This is a genomic window from Paenibacillus sp. FSL K6-2859 (assembly GCF_038008265.1).
In the GTDB taxonomy this organism is placed as follows: domain Bacteria; phylum Bacillota; class Bacilli; order Paenibacillales; family Paenibacillaceae; genus Paenibacillus_AQ; species Paenibacillus_AQ nitricinens.
The window spans coordinates 1,030,491-1,044,875 of the sequence record NZ_JBBOYU010000001.1 but is presented as its reverse complement, the minus strand read 5'-3'; the positions used below and the strand labels follow the sequence as shown (position 1 = coordinate 1,044,875).

14 protein-coding genes are annotated in these 14,385 nt (G+C 42.4%); 4 read left to right on the top strand and 10 right to left on the bottom strand.

The window, feature by feature from the left end; all coding sequences use genetic code 11:
• Nucleotides 1-65 precede the first annotated feature (65 nt).
• The 9 genes from MHB64_RS04565 to MHB64_RS04525 form a co-directional block, all read right to left on the bottom strand.
• Nucleotides 66-587 (bottom strand): mismatch-specific DNA-glycosylase, encoded by a 522-nt coding sequence (locus MHB64_RS04565; protein WP_094871527.1) that lies wholly within the window; start codon nt 585-587, stop codon nt 66-68.
• Nucleotides 588-616: 29 nt separating this feature from the next.
• Complete coding sequence (locus MHB64_RS04560) at nt 617-838, bottom strand: hypothetical protein (RefSeq protein ID WP_341133819.1); 222 nt, start codon at nt 836-838, stop codon at nt 617-619.
• Nucleotides 839-1,076: 238 nt separating this feature from the next.
• Nucleotides 1,077-3,098, bottom strand: coding sequence for a hypothetical protein (locus MHB64_RS04555; protein WP_341133818.1), 2,022 nt, complete (start codon nt 3,096-3,098; stop codon nt 1,077-1,079).
• Nucleotides 3,073-3,975 (bottom strand): ABC transporter ATP-binding protein, encoded by a 903-nt coding sequence (locus MHB64_RS04550; RefSeq protein WP_341133817.1) that lies wholly within the window; start codon nt 3,973-3,975, stop codon nt 3,073-3,075. Before MHB64_RS04550 ends, MHB64_RS04555 begins: the two co-directional genes overlap by 26 nt.
• Nucleotides 3,968-4,357 (bottom strand): GntR family transcriptional regulator, encoded by a 390-nt coding sequence (locus MHB64_RS04545; protein WP_094875444.1) that lies wholly within the window; start codon nt 4,355-4,357, stop codon nt 3,968-3,970. The genes MHB64_RS04550 and MHB64_RS04545 overlap by 8 nt, the downstream gene beginning before the upstream one ends.
• Nucleotides 4,358-4,524: 167 nt before the next feature.
• Nucleotides 4,525-5,277: an amino acid ABC transporter ATP-binding protein gene (locus MHB64_RS04540; protein ID WP_445671599.1), complete on the bottom strand. Its 753-nt coding sequence runs from the start codon at nt 5,275-5,277 to the stop codon at nt 4,525-4,527.
• A 15-nt stretch (nt 5,278-5,292) separates the two neighbouring features.
• Nucleotides 5,293-5,952 carry an amino acid ABC transporter permease gene (locus tag MHB64_RS04535; RefSeq protein WP_341133816.1) on the bottom strand — a complete coding sequence of 220 codons (660 nt, stop codon included), beginning with the start codon at nt 5,950-5,952 and terminating at the stop codon, nt 5,293-5,295.
• Nucleotides 5,953-5,981: 29 nt separating this feature from the next.
• Nucleotides 5,982-6,752, bottom strand: coding sequence for an amino acid ABC transporter substrate-binding protein (locus MHB64_RS04530; RefSeq protein WP_094871518.1), 771 nt, complete (start codon nt 6,750-6,752; stop codon nt 5,982-5,984).
• A 211-nt stretch (nt 6,753-6,963) separates the two neighbouring features.
• On the bottom strand, nt 6,964-8,085 hold the full coding sequence (locus MHB64_RS04525) for a polysaccharide deacetylase (protein WP_280787748.1): 1,122 nt from the start codon (nt 8,083-8,085) through the stop codon (nt 6,964-6,966).
• Nucleotides 8,086-8,569: 484 nt separating this feature from the next.
• Between MHB64_RS04525 and qoxA the strand changes: the two genes are divergently transcribed.
• Genes qoxA through qoxD form a run of 4 tightly spaced genes read left to right on the top strand, consistent with a single transcriptional unit; the run spans nt 8,570 to nt 12,435 of the window.
• Entirely contained in the window at nt 8,570-9,565 is a 996-nt protein-coding gene (gene qoxA, locus MHB64_RS04520) for a cytochrome aa3 quinol oxidase subunit II (protein WP_094871516.1), read from the top strand.
• A gap of 38 nt (nt 9,566-9,603) precedes the next feature.
• On the top strand, nt 9,604-11,547 hold the full coding sequence (gene qoxB / locus MHB64_RS04515; RefSeq protein ID WP_042185110.1) for a cytochrome aa3 quinol oxidase subunit I: 1,944 nt from the start codon (nt 9,604-9,606) through the stop codon (nt 11,545-11,547).
• Nucleotides 11,544-12,140, top strand: coding sequence for a cytochrome aa3 quinol oxidase subunit III (qoxC, locus tag MHB64_RS04510; protein WP_094871514.1), 597 nt, complete (start codon nt 11,544-11,546; stop codon nt 12,138-12,140). The genes qoxB and qoxC overlap by 4 nt, the downstream gene beginning before the upstream one ends.
• A gap of 1 nt (nt 12,141) precedes the next feature.
• Nucleotides 12,142-12,435 (top strand): cytochrome aa3 quinol oxidase subunit IV, encoded by a 294-nt coding sequence (gene qoxD / locus MHB64_RS04505; RefSeq protein WP_179281646.1) that lies wholly within the window; start codon nt 12,142-12,144, stop codon nt 12,433-12,435.
• Between the two features lie 76 nt (nt 12,436-12,511).
• On the opposite strand, the gene MHB64_RS04500 is transcribed toward qoxD, so the two are convergent.
• Complete coding sequence (locus MHB64_RS04500; protein ID WP_179281645.1) at nt 12,512-14,218, bottom strand: methyl-accepting chemotaxis protein; 1,707 nt, start codon at nt 14,216-14,218, stop codon at nt 12,512-12,514.
• Nucleotides 14,219-14,385 lie beyond the last annotated feature (167 nt).

Genomic DNA, 14,385 nt, shown 5'->3' with positions numbered 1-14,385 from the left:
TCCCCCTACACATACGCCACTACTCAGCATTCCACCCTCTGTTCCCTCCAACTCAGTCTCCCGAGTCAGCCATCGCTCTCTTGTGTAAACTCAGCTAACCTACGGTAGATCCCTACGATCTCCTCCATTGGCATTCGAACCAATCCACTGGAAGAGGGGGCGACAAATTCACGCACACCATCTACCGTTGGAGACACGTTTCCTTGAAATCCCCATTCTGCTTTTTTTCTCCGACTAAACTCTGTATATACACCTTTTCCAACGAAGCAAGCGACTTGTGGGCGATAAAGCGCCAGCTTGGAACGAAGCAACTCGCGGCCCTCATTATATTCCTCACGAGTGATATCGTCGATCCCGCGTGTTGGCCTGGCAACAATATTCGTAAAACCATAACCCAGCTTAAGCAGCTCTCCGTCCTCAGACGCGTCGTACAACCGAGGAGTAAGTCCTGAATTGTGTAAGATTCTCCAGAAATTATTTCGCGGATTCGCGTAATGATGCCCAACCTCGCCAGAACGGATACTCGGGTTAAATCCAATAAAAACAATTTGTAATCCGTGATCTAAATGATCTGGAATTTCGTCCATGTGATTCTGCCTCCTACCAAAAGACGTTCTTATTCAACTATGAGTGTACACATTAAGACAGGAAGATGGAATAGGTTCTGCCAGCCATACCTCTTACCCGCATAATAAAAGGTTACACCCATTTGACCAGTTCTAATCGTATCAACCGTTAGCAGCGTCAATTCGCCCCGGCGGCTTCCGGCCATACTGGCGAAATGTGACCCTTCGGAGTCATCCAGCTTACCAGTTCCATTGCCCCGTTTCACACGCATACAAAATGCGGACTTGTTCTTCAGATTCAATGGTCCGAAGCTGCTGAATGATCGATTGATATATTTCTGATTTATGAATCCCTCTCTTTAACCTTCTAAGTATTTGCAAAAAAGACCATGGACTCCATCGTCCATGGCCAGGCTTCACCTAAATAACATATCTCCAAAAGCATACTCCAACTATCCAGTTTATGTAAACCGGTAGTCTTTATCTGCAATCTTCTACCTTATTCTGAGCTTATTTCAGCAAAACCTTCAATTCAGGCGTCATATCCGATGCTTTTAACATTACGAAATCGCTATAACCCTCTTTGTACATCAACTTCACAATGTAGTTGCCATTTTCAACTCCATAATTGAATTGATTATCCACAATATCCGTTAATAGTGCCTTATCCTTCGTAACAATTGTACGATTCTTTTCACGTGCAAGTATTAGCCTTTGTTCAGGACTAGTAGGATTCTTAGGTGTTTGCTTATCCATATAGTCATCTTTTATTATTTCTGCCGATTGTATATCTTCAGCGGTTGTTCGTACTTTATCCGTATAACCCTTTTCGACCATCCATTTATCTAACTCATGGAAAGAAGACTTCCACGGATAATAATAACCGTAATTTACAGATGGCCGATCACTTACCTCTTTTACCTTTATCTGTGTTTGGATATTAGCCACATCAGGTCTTCCGTCCTTATCTACCTGTACCTCATAGGACATATTCAAAATTTCATGCTTGATAATCTCCTTTAACTCTGAAATTTCCCCGGGATCAGAGATGGCTACTTTTTTATTCCTGTTGGTAATCCACATATAATCCAGGTCTTTGTCTAACAGAGTTAAATTATAGTTTTCATACTTGAAAGCTTCAGTATCCTTAACCGCCTTGATCTCTGATTCAAACCCCTTATTAGGGATCCAGTATTCCCTCACTAACTTGTGACCATTCTCCAATTGATAAGCCAGAGTAAAGTATTCATAAACGTATTGTTGTGAGGTATGTTCTGGACGTACTGCAACTACCGCTTGATGAAACTTACGGACAGCTTCTATATAATCTTTATCATGCGAAAATGGATCCTGTCCCATATAAGGTGTAGTTGAATAATCATCTATTGGGGTATACCACCGGTAGTTAGATCCCATATATACACCGCTAATCCTTTCACCGGAAGGCACTCTGGCTTCATACCCCGTAACACTTGATACCGGAATATACAGAAGTAACCCCAGCATTACTGCATAAACCGAAAACTCGGCTAACACTTTACGCGTCATAATCTGCCATGTTTTTCGAATAATCATTTCTGCGGCAATATAACCAATAATGGCTCCAATGGCATATCCGCCAATCACCCAGCCTATTTGCTGTTGCTTCATTTGTGCAAAATAAGTTCCGGAGATAAGCATGGCACATAACATAACTCCTGCTTTAAAAAGTGGATTGAAATATCCAAAAGCAATAGCCTGGCCGGCTTTTTCAGTATTACGTTTACGGTATAGCAGGTAGGATAATCCAATAAATAAAAGTGACAATACTCCATAGATCCATAATTCGGTATTGGTGTATGGTTTGCCGGTAAAATAATACATAATATGAACAAACGGAGACCACATCTGTGATTTAGAATCTAGGAATCTTACATTTGCATTTGCATATCCATAAAGATACATGGCTAAATGGCTATTGCCTAATGAAATCAGTACAGCAGGAAGAATAAGCAAAATATAAACGATAATTCCCTGAAGAATAGATTGGCCCGTGCATATTCCCACAAAAACACTAAAGCAGAAGAGGAACAAAGTCAAAATACTAACGGTGATACACCATTGCCAAATATCTGCGCCTTGAAAAATATAAAAATTGCCACTCCATGGCTTAACAACTGCAACCACCCCAGCAGTTAACCAAACAGGCAACAGCAGTAATATAAGTCCACTTGTCAAATGAGCTGTAAATAAATGCCCTCTGCGTAAAGGCAAGCTATGAAAGAGATCTGAGGGTGATTTTGCTTGAAGGTACCGGAACAAAAAGAGTCCAGCTGCAACAGGGATCGTAATAATAAACAAGGCTTGCACACTACCAGCGATGCGAAATAGATGTTCAATTTCCTGCGGTTTCTCATTCGGATTATTGCTCATGAACAGCTGCAGTGGAAGTGCGAACAATAAGCCAAGTGCATAGATAATCCCTATCCAGCCATGCTGGCGGAAGTTCTGGCGAATAATACTGCTATTAAAGTAGTACCGGCTGCGCGTCATATCCGACATCCCCCATTTCATAAATAAAGATCTCTTCTAACGTCAACGGAAGCAAATCGAATACGTATGGCTCATATACCTGAAAGGCCGCTTTGATTCGCTCACGATCCCCTTTTACTATGTACAGGTTCACGCTCCCCCGGCGTTCTTGATGTAAAATTTGCAGCTTCGCTGATATCGGAATTTCATGCCGCTCATCTCGGAAGGCCACTTGAATCTTATGAGTGTCCGCCTTAAGATCATCCAAATCCTTCTCAATCAACATCTTACCACCATGCATAATCCCTACATGATCGCATAGGTCCTCGATCTCACGAAGATTATGTGAAGAAATGATTACCGTCAGCTCGCGTTCAGCAACCTCCTGAAATAGCAGGTTTTTGATCTGGCGTCGCATTACCGGATCTAACCCGTCAATCGGCTCATCCATAATAAGCACATCTGGCATACAGCTTAAACATAACCAGAATGACGCTTGCCGCTGCATCCCTTTGGAGAAACGACTAAGCTTACGCTTCTTATCGAGCTGAAAGACGGTCCCCAAATCTTCAAAACGCTTCTGATTCCAGCTCGGATAGATCGAGCGATAGAAGGCTGCCATTTGCAGCATGTTGGATTGCGGGAAAAAGTAAGGAGAATCCGGCATAAAAATAACCCGTTGCTTAGTTGTCGGGTGTTCGAATACCGCTTCACCATCCACCTTCACGGTCCCCTTATCCGGAAAGTAAATGCCTGACAAGGTCTTCAGCAGCGTAGTTTTACCCGCTCCATTAGACCCGAGCAGCCCATAAATTGTCCCTTTATGTACCGTTAAAGAGATATCATCAACGGCCTTCTCCCCTTGAAATAACTTGCTGACTCCTCGAATCTCAATCATTACTCTTCCCCCCTTCTCTCTGCTTTTCCACTTGTCGGTACAATGAACTAATCTCAGCGGCGGTGAACCCAAGATATACCGCTTCCGCCATCAGTCTAAGCAACTCATCACGTACTTCAGCTTTTTTAATCTCATTCTGTTCTTTTTTCATTGGGGCTACAAAACTCCCTTTCCCCTGCAGTGAATAAATATACCCCTCACGTTCCAATTCACGGTAAGCCTTCTGAATCGTATTGGGATTCACGGTTAGCTGCTGGGATAATGTCCTTACCGAAGGCAGTTGTTCATCAGTCTGCAAAATACCATGTAAAATCATCTCCTTGACCTTATCGGTCAGCTGCTCATAAATCGGCTTGCGACTGCGAACGTCCAATTCGAACATAACCATCCTCCTTTCACTGTCTTGCATTAAATCCATCATGACGTGTATTAACTGTACTACTATTATTAATACAGTTTAATCTTTATGTCAACGCAAAAAAACCCACACAGTGGTTTATAACTGTGTGGGTTTTTCTCATAAATAGACACTTTATTAGCTTGAGCTATTCACACTCTCGACTCTTGATTCAAAAAAATTCGAGTGCGTTCCTGCTGTGGATGATCAAAAATCTGCTCAGGTGTTCCAGACTCCGTGATCTCACCGTTGTCCATGAAAATCACACGATCGGCCACATCACGGGCAAAATTCATCTCATGAGTGACAACAATCATCGTCATATTCTCCTCAGCAAGTTGACGTATGACGCGTAGTACCTCGCCCGTGAGTTCAGGATCAAGCGCGGAAGTGGGTTCATCGAACAATAGAATATCAGGATTGAGCATTAATGCTCTCGCTATAGCAACCCGTTGCTTCTGTCCACCTGACAGCTTTGCAGGATACACATCCACTTTTTCAGCAAGTCCTACCTTATAAAGTAAGTTCTCGCTTCTAGCCGTAATCTCCTTCACGCTTTCTCGCTTCAACATCCTTGGAGCTAGCTCTAGATTGCCTCGCACCGTTAAATGTGGAAATAGGTTAAAGTGTTGAAACACCATTCCCATGGCCGCCGTGATCTCACGAATACTTGCTCCACTAGCGTATTTTCCATTCGCCACGAGCGGCTTGCCTTGGATGAAGATGCTTCCACCCGTAATTTCCTCTAGATGTACTAGACTACGCAGCATCGTACTCTTACCCGAACCTGAAGGCCCTATAACAGCGACGGCCTCACCCGCCTGGATATTGAAACTAACCTTCTTCAACACATCCAATTTGCCGAAGGATTTCTGTAAATCACTTACTTCTATCATGTTACTCATATTCAGACAGTCCCTCTACTCGAATTTAAAACGTTTCTCCAGTCCTTTGAAAAATAAAGTGAGCACCAGCGTCATCAGTAAGTAAATCACTCCCGCCACTACAAAGGGGGTTACAGTAAAGTCTCGATTCACTGCTGTTTTTGCATAGTTCAGTAGCTCAGGCACAGCAACGGCATACAGCAGAGCCGTATCTTTGACCAAGGAAATCGATTCATTTGCCACGGCTGGCAAAGCTACCCTAAACATTTGAGCTAGAATTACCTTGCGCAGCGTTTGCCATTTACTCAGTCCGAGTACTTTAGCTGCTTCATGCTGCCCTTTATCAATGGAGAGCATACCCCCACGGAAGATCTCCGCGAAATAGGCCCCATAGTTAAGAATAAAACCAAGACTCGCCGCAACGAAGCGGTCCATGACCAGATATTGCCCAATCACCGGAATCTGTGGTAAACCAAAGCAAAAAAATAACAATTGCAGTAAAAGTGGTGTTCCCCGCATGACATAGATATAGGTATGTGCAATCCAAGCCACGGGCTTGATCGTACTCTTCGCCATCAAAGTGACTAGGAACCCGAGCGGAATCGACACCAAAATAACAATAAGAAACAATAAAATAGTTGTACGCGCGCCTTCTAACATCGGCCCGGAAATTTGTATTATATAATCCATTTTCATTTCTCCAATAAACTCTGTATATTGACCTGCTATTTCAATACCTTATTCTCACCAAACCACTTCGTGGAGATCTTCTCAGCCGTTCCGTCATTGTTCATTTCATCCAAAGCCTTTTGAAGTTCTTCCAGTAGTGCCTCATTGCCTTTCTTAATTCCAATACCGTACTGCTCAGGAGCAAGCGATTCATCTAGTAGCTTAAAGGTATCAGGCTCTTTTGACATATAATATCTGGCTACCACTTCATCAATGACTACACCGTCCAGGCGCTTAGTCTTCAAATCTGTGAGCGCTAGCACATTATCCGGAAATTCCGACAGATTAGCAATTTGGTCTTTAATCGGATTAGCATTTAAAGCATCGGCAGCAGAAGATAGACTTTGAAGTCCTACCTCTTTACCAGCCAAATCCTCAAGCTTTGATATAGTGGAATCCGCTAATACGACTACTACCTGACTATTCTCAAGATAAGGCTTTGTGAATAACACCTTTTCCTTACGTTCATCTGTGATGGTATAACCATTCCAAATCATATCAATGCGCCCACTATTCAGTTCTGACTCCTTAGCTGACCAGTCAATAGGCTGAAAAGTGATTTCTTTGCCCATTTTCTCAGCTGCAGCTCCGGCATAGTCGATATCAAACCCAACAATTTCATTGTTCTCATCTCTAAAGCCCATTGGAGCGAACTTATCATCAATCCCGATTACCAGCTTTCCGTCCTTGCTCCCAGAAGACGAACAGCCTGATAAAGCTGCAATAACCATGATCATAAATAAAACTAAAAATGCATTCTTCTTCATCTCTTTTATCCCCCATCGTTGACACAGCGCCGTGTGCTTTAGTTCGCTAATACGTTATCAGAGTATCATGATAACATGACAAATTAACTACGTCGATAGATTAGGTAAGCCTACATGTGTCAAATCTACAAAGATTTCAGACAACAAAAAAAAGACGACAGATCAAATCTGTCGCCATAACAATGAAAATGATTTAATTTTACTATCAGAGTTAGCGCTTATCGTTCCAAAAATTGTTAGGCTCCATATCCGAAGTAATAATACGGAACGCATAGCCTTCTTTCTTCAGTGCCTCTAGGATGCGTGGAAGAACTTTAAGTGTAGCCTTTTGATCATGCATTAGAATCACCGGGCTGCTCTTCTTCAGATTATGAACCTCTCTCATAACTGTATTATAGATAGAATTACTATCGTTCTTATATCGCCAATCCTCAGAGTCAACGTTCCAATCCCACAGATGGTACCCTTGCGTTAATATCTTATCTCTATAAGCTTTTGTTAAATAAGGTTTACTGCCATAAGGTGTACGAATCAGTGTTGTACTTTGACCCGTAATCTTCTTCAGAATTGCATTATCGTCATTCATCTCTTTTAACGCAGAGGCTGGAGAAGCATAAAATTTATCTTTCACATGTGTCATGCCGTGTAAAGCAGGTGCATGTCCCTCTTTCACTAAGCGTTTCACTTGAGACGCATGTGCGTTCATGTTATTTCCTAACATAAAGAAAGTTGCTTTCGCATCATACTTCGCCAAAATATCAAGTAGTTGAGAGGTAGTAGCAGATGGACCATCATCAAAGCTAAGATATACGACTTTCCCCTTTGTGCCTGTCGTCCCTGTAGGTACATTTTGTTGCAAATCCTTTTTATATTGGTTCACGAATGCAGCATCGTCTAATTTAGCCCCGGAATTATACACTCTTAATAGAGATTGAGCTGGCTTAAACGAAATTGAAAATCCAAGATGAGAAGTCATCTTCACAGGAACCATCGTTCTACCATTTTCAACAAATGTTATCAGCGGAATAGTCTTTCCATTAGGGAGAAGCGCTGTTGCATGATCATTCAGCAGTTCGATGGAACCGTTGTTCCCTTGAACATGAATTCCAACACCCTGAAGGGTAAGATTCAGATTCAGTTCTAGGGACAAATCACGCAGTGAAACATAATATGTATCCTTTATCGACACTGCATCAATTTTAGTTAATTTATCGTTCACCCCTAATTTCAGGGATCCTGTCGCACCCGCTGCATTCACTGTATCTATCTCTCGTACCAAACCCGTACATACGAATAGTACTATAAATAAAAGCCACACTTTCTTTTTAAACATCTTAAAAAATCTCCCATCTCGTATATTTACCTATAACATTATCATAGATTAATAGATAGAAATTTGAGAGATTGTAACTTAATACAGAATAATTTGTTACCCTTTTCGACGTTCGCAGATATTTCGACAAAATTCTTCAAATTCTGATTTCGACCAAATCCTGTCACACCAACAAAAAATGGTTAAATTCCAATCCTTTTGCACAAAATAGATGTGTCCAAATTAGCAACTTTAGTAAATTATTGAACAAAGTTTGAACAGAAATAAATAACCATTAAACAGCGTAGCTACAGTGATCTTTATCATATCATTAGGAACTTGTAACAAATTGATCACACATATTTAACTTGATCGCCATTATTAAGGTCTATTATGGCTAAGATGGAAAAATAAGTCTTTTGCTTTCTTTCTCATTAGTTCTTACTATATATGAAGGTAATGATGAGGGTTAATTAATAGAAGTATTGAAGGAAGGAGCTTAAGCATGAACAAAAAGGGACCGTTATACGCTTTATTTCTCAGCCTAATTTTACTCTTGCCAGGATGCAGTTCAATCGCTGTTCTGAATCCGAAGGGGCCGGCTGCGAGAACTCTGTCTGACACGATCATCCTCTCCATTGTTGTGATGCTCGGTGTTCTAGCAGTTGTCTACATCTTATATGTCTTTGTACTTTTGAAGTACCGCGCTAAGAAAAGTAACGAAGATTATATTCCTCCTCACGAGGAAGGAAACAAATGGTTGGAGGCTATCTGGATTACAATCCCGATTATTATCGTGGCATTCCTCTCCGTGGTCACTGTCAAAACGACAGTAGATGTAGAAAACGTTGCAGCGGATTATAAAGATCAGAAACCGCTTGTAATCTACGCTTCCTCCTCCAACTGGAAATGGCATTTCAGCTATCCTGAGGAAGGTATTGAAACCGTGAACTACGTGAACATTCCAGTTCACCGCGCTGTCGAGTTCAGATTGTACTCTTTCGGTACGATCTCAAGTCTCTGGATCCCTCAATTGGGAGGACAGAAATATGCGATGAGTGACATGCTTACCACTTTGCATCTTTCAGCGGATACTGTAGGTTCTTATACCGGAAGAAATGCGAACTTTAATGGTAAGGGTTTTGCCCACATGGAGTTTGAAGCCCTTGCGATGACTGATAAGGACTATCAAGAATGGGTAAAAGACGTTAAAGAAACAGCAGGTCCATTAACCGAAGATGAATTCAAAAATCTTTTGAAAATGGAATATGTCGGACGCAAAACATACACCAACACTCACTTATCCTTTAGCCCTCCTCCGGGAGATCATGGCGACCATATGAGTAATAATGGTAAAGAAATGGATATGGATAATGGAACTATGGAACATCAGGATAATAAAGAAATTCATCCGTCTCCTGCACCATCTAGCGAGACAGAATTTAACAGCGAGCCTAATCCAGAACTGGATGAACAGAGCACTACACATGAAGGACATTAGTCCATGTTAATTGAGCAACTTGAAAGGAGCGATTCCTAATGGATTGGGATAAATTTAAGGTCCACGGCGAACCCCTGATTTACGGGGCTATGGCAAGTATTGTTTTAGCTACAATCGGGATTATCGTCGGACTAACCTATTTTAAAAAATGGGGATATTTATGGCGCGAATGGTTAACTACCGTTGACCACAAACGTATCGGGGTTATGTATATCCTTGCTGCGCTACTAATGCTTTTCCGCGGCGGCGTTGACGCTATTATGATGAAGCTGCAAACGGCAGCCCCAGACATGAAATTTCTTGACGCACAGCATTACAACGAGGTATTTACAACACACGGCTTGATCATGATCCTCTTTATGGCCATGCCGTTTATTATCGGTTTGATGAACGTTATCGTACCGCTACAAATCGGTGCCAGAGACGTTGCCTTCCCGCGTCTTAATGCCGTCAGCTTCTGGCTCTTCTTCTTCGGAGCAATGCTGCTTAACATTTCGTTTGTTATCGGGGGATCACCAGATGCTGGCTGGTCTGCATACTTCCCACTAGCAAGTATAGAGTTCAGCCCAACGGTGGGTAACAACTACTATTCGCTCGCGCTTCAAATATCTGGTATCGGTACACTCCTCACAGGCGTTAACTTTATTGTAACGATTCTGAAGATGCGTGCTCCAGGTATGAAATTGATGAAAATGCCAATGTTTACATGGTCCGTGCTAATCACGAACGTAATTATCGTATTCGCTTTCCCAGTGCTTACGGTTGCGCTCGCTTTGATGATGTTCGACCGGTTATTCGGCTCTCAATTCTTCACGATGGCCAACGGCGGTATGGATATGTTATGGGCCAACCTTTTCTGGGTATGGGGACATCCAGAAGTATATATCGTTGTACTACCTGCCTTCGGTATTTATAGTGAAATTATCGCCACCTTCTCCAAAAAGAACCTGTATGGATATACATCCATGGTCTTTAGTATGTTGATCATCTCCCTCTTGTCCTTCTTAGTATGGGCTCACCATTTCTATACAATGGGTCAAGGCGCTATGGTTAACAGTTTCTTCTCGATTACTACTATGGCCATTGCCGTTCCAACAGGTGTGAAAATATTCAACTGGCTATTCACCTTACGAAAAGGGCGAATATCATTTACGACGCCGATGCTATATTCGCTCGCCTTTATCCCGATCTTTACGATTGGTGGGGTAACAGGTGTCATGCTGGCCATGGCCAGCGCCGATTATCAGTACCATAATACAATGTTCCTGGTGGCGCATTTCCACTACGTTCTCATTCCAGGTGCTGTATTCGCCGTTATCGCAGGTTTCCACTATTGGTTCCCTAAAGTATTCGGCTTCCGTTTGAACGAACGCCTTGGTAAACATGCCTTCTGGTGGATTATTATTTCCTTTAACGTATCGTTCTTCCCACTATTCCTTCTCGGACTTAAGGGAATGACACGTCGACAATACACTTATTCTGCGGATACCGGATTTGGTCCGCTCAGTATGGTCTCGTTCATAGGGGCGATAGGTCTTACAGTCGGATTTGTAATTCTGGTGTATAACATCTACTGGAGTACACGTTATGAACCAAGAGATACAAATGGAGATCCATGGGATGCACGTACTCTGGAGTGGGCAACGAAAAGTCCGATTCCGGCTTACAACTTCGCAGTGGTTCCAACCGTAAAAACACGCGATGCCTACTGGTTCTCTAAACAAGACAACGTACCTTTATACGAAGACAAGATTACTAAGATTCATATGCCTAGTAATTCAGGCAAACCATTTATTCTGGGTGTTATCTTCTTCATTGCAGGATTCTCTCTGGTATTCAGTCTCTGGATTCCGGCCATCCTCTCTGGAGTAGGTATCCTCATCGTTCTAGCTGCTATGTCCTTCGATCGGGATCACGGATTCTACATCCCTGCAGAAGAAGTTATTGCTACTGAAAAGAAATTGCGGGGTGAGACAATATGAAAATAGATGCGTCTAAGCCGCTTGAATACTCAACAGAAGAGAATAGTAATAAAATCTTTGGCTTCTGGGTCTTTCTAGGAGCAGAGATTGCACTGTTCGCTACGTTGTTCACTGTTTACTTTGTAATGGTAGACCGTTTTGCCAGCGGCCCTAGCGGGCCGGACCTTTTTGAAATTGGTCCAGTGATGATCGAAACATTACTGCTGTTGACAAGCTCATTTACGATCGGTCTTGCAGTTCATGCTATGCGGCATGGTTACCAAAAAGCTATGATGGTCTTTTTCGGACTAACCCTGTTAATGGGTCTTGGCTTCCTTGGTATTGAAATCACGGAGTTTGTCACTTATGTTCACGAAGGGGCTACACTTCAAACCAGCGGATTCCTATCCAGTCTCTTTGTACTGCTGGGAACACACGGAGCTCACGTATCGTTCGGGTTCCTTTGGGGTGCGGCTATCTTAATCCAGTTGAAGCGTCAAGGTATTACTCCGGCTACGGCCAATAAATCCTTTATCTTCTCGCTGTACTGGCATTTCTTGGACGTTGTCTGGATCTTTATTTTCAGCTTCGTCTATCTGAAAGGACTGATGTAGCATGATGAAGCAACTGTTTCCAATTCGCCATGTGATGGGTTTCTTAGCCTCTCTTGTCCTTTCTGTGGCTGCACTTGCTGTAATCTACCTTGATCTATCTAATAGTGCGAACATGGCTATCCTGCTTATTACAGCGCTCATTCAGGCTTCCCTGCAGCTCTTCCTGTTCATGCATATTGGGGAATCAGCTGATACCAAGAAAGAACTCTACATCAATATCGCCTATGCCTTATTCGTTGGCTTAGTTACGATCTTTGGTACGCTCTTCATCTTCGTATGGGGCTGGTATGCTTAACTCCATTCAATAACACACAAAAGGACGTCTCCAAAGCCTAAATGGCTCTGGGACGTCCTTTTTTTTTCATTTCGCGTTATAATCTAAATTGCGCTAAAGTCTTCTGCAGATCTTCCGCCAGCACCGCTAAATACTGAGCTGATGCGGACATTTCCTCCATAGCAGACAGTTGCTGCTGACTAGCTGCGCTGGTGTCCTGAACACCCACTGCCCCTTTATTGGATATAGCATTGACCTGCACCATTGCTGCCGCCACACCTTGTGACTCTAAGGAGACATGCGCAACCGCCTCTCTAATCTCTTCCGTCTGCAGCGTAGCTTCTTTAATAGAACTTTGAATCTCATGAAACGCTTGAGATACGAGCTGACTTTGAGCAACGCCGATAGAGACTAGCTCAGAGCCGAAAGCCATTGATTCTACTGCTCTTTCAGTTTGCTTTTGAATATGCGTAATAATATCTGTTACTTTCAGTGAACTGTTTCTCGTCGCTTCTGCAAGACCCCGAATTTCTCCAGCAACTACAGCAAAGCCGCGTCCATGTTCTCCAGCTCTCGCTGCTTCGATAGAAGCATTAAGCGCCAGCAGGTTCGTCTGTGTTGCAATTCCGTTAATCGTAGTAATAATTGTATTTATATCCTGAGACAGATGCCCGAGGTTACTAATAATCTCTTGGCTCTGAGTTACGCCGGAGTCGATTTCCTTCATCTGTTCAATGATGTTATCTACAGCGATTACCCCACGATCTGTTGAACCAGAAGCGACTCCCATAAGGTCGGACATTTCAAAACTGCTACTTTCTACGGCCGAAATATTATTGGTCATAGCTTGTATAGACTGAGAGGTACGATCAATGCTTTCCGTCTGTTCATCAAACCCCGCTGCAATCTCTCCTGAAGATTCGGCGATCATTTGCGAAGCCAGCGAGGTCTGCTCCGCACTAGCGCTCATCTCTTGCGATGAGGCTGATAACAATTCTGCACTCTCCGCAATGCCTTGCATCATCTTCCGTAAGCTCTCCAGCATATTGTTAAATGAGCTATTAATTTGGCCGATTTCATCCTTAGCGGTATACGTTGCCGTGACGGTTAAATCTCCATTTTCCGCCCGCTTCATTAAACTTTGCAGTTCCTTAAGAGGTTTCGTAATCAGTCGAATGATTGCAACGCTAAGCACGATACAAATGATCCAAGAGAACGTTATCAACACTATACTTTTAGTCTTCATGCTCTTAGCGGTAGCCGTAGACTCTGAATTATGATCTCCAGCTCCCTTTAGCAGCGAATCGCTTATTCCTTTAAGCATATTGATCATTTTCTCACGAGAATTACTAAACTCACCTGTGAATACTTGAAAGGCCTCTTGACTACCTTTGCTATCCGCAATCTGAATAATACTGTCTCTTTGTGCACGATAGTCTGTTAAGGAGGACTCATATTCCTTTATTTTACTCACTACCGTACTATCTTTGTACTGGACGGTCTTCAACTTGTTCAAAAGATTATTATTTTCCTGCACTTTCTCCGTAATGCTCTCTTTCAGTTGTTTGTTCTTGTTTACATCAACGCTAATCAAGCGCTCCAAGAGAAAAGCTTCAATTGCCCGATTGTTTGTACGCATTTGTCCCACGTAAGAAACAGGCAACAAGTTTTCATTATACGTCTCTGTTGTTTTTTTGGCCATTTTGTCCAAAGTGATAAAGCCAGTTACCCCCACAATGTTCAACATAACTACAGAAAATACCAATAGAATCCCAATTTTAAATTTTACTTTCATATTCTTCATCTGCATTCCGCCTTCTCATGATCTTACTAACTATCTATTTTTATCGGTAAGAAAGGCGAATAGTGTGATGATTTTTAAATAAAATCATGAATAAAATGTCGAAAAAAAGTTTCTCTTGTCAAATAATGCAACGAATGAAAAGAAAAACGGACACTAGATCCGCTAAT

Bases quoted from the DNA above. Each gene is read 5' to 3' on its own strand.
- MHB64_RS04535 (WP_341133816.1), bottom strand. From the start codon at position 5,952: ATGAAAATGGATTATATAATACAAATTTCCGGGCCGATGTTAGAAGGC.
- MHB64_RS04565 (WP_094871527.1), bottom strand. From the start codon at position 587: ATGGACGAAATTCCAGATCATTTAGATCACGGATTACAAATTGTTTTT.
- MHB64_RS04525 (WP_280787748.1), bottom strand. From the start codon at position 8,085: ATGTTTAAAAAGAAAGTGTGGCTTTTATTTATAGTACTATTCGTATGT.
- MHB64_RS04560 (WP_341133819.1), bottom strand. From the start codon at position 838: ATGCGTGTGAAACGGGGCAATGGAACTGGTAAGCTGGATGACTCCGAA.
- MHB64_RS04500 (WP_179281645.1), bottom strand. From the start codon at position 14,218: ATGAAGAATATGAAAGTAAAATTTAAAATTGGGATTCTATTGGTATTT.
- MHB64_RS04540 (WP_445671599.1), bottom strand. From the start codon at position 5,277: ATGAGTAACATGATAGAAGTAAGTGATTTACAGAAATCCTTCGGCAAA.
- qoxB (WP_042185110.1), top strand. From the start codon at position 9,604: ATGGATTGGGATAAATTTAAGGTCCACGGCGAACCCCTGATTTACGGG.
- MHB64_RS04545 (WP_094875444.1), bottom strand. From the start codon at position 4,357: ATGTTCGAATTGGACGTTCGCAGTCGCAAGCCGATTTATGAGCAGCTG.
- qoxA (WP_094871516.1), top strand. From the start codon at position 8,570: ATGAACAAAAAGGGACCGTTATACGCTTTATTTCTCAGCCTAATTTTA.
- MHB64_RS04530 (WP_094871518.1), bottom strand. From the start codon at position 6,752: ATGAAGAAGAATGCATTTTTAGTTTTATTTATGATCATGGTTATTGCA.
- qoxD (WP_179281646.1), top strand. From the start codon at position 12,142: ATGATGAAGCAACTGTTTCCAATTCGCCATGTGATGGGTTTCTTAGCC.
- MHB64_RS04550 (WP_341133817.1), bottom strand. From the start codon at position 3,975: ATGATTGAGATTCGAGGAGTCAGCAAGTTATTTCAAGGGGAGAAGGCC.
- MHB64_RS04555 (WP_341133818.1), bottom strand. From the start codon at position 3,098: ATGACGCGCAGCCGGTACTACTTTAATAGCAGTATTATTCGCCAGAAC.
- qoxC (WP_094871514.1), top strand. From the start codon at position 11,544: ATGAAAATAGATGCGTCTAAGCCGCTTGAATACTCAACAGAAGAGAAT.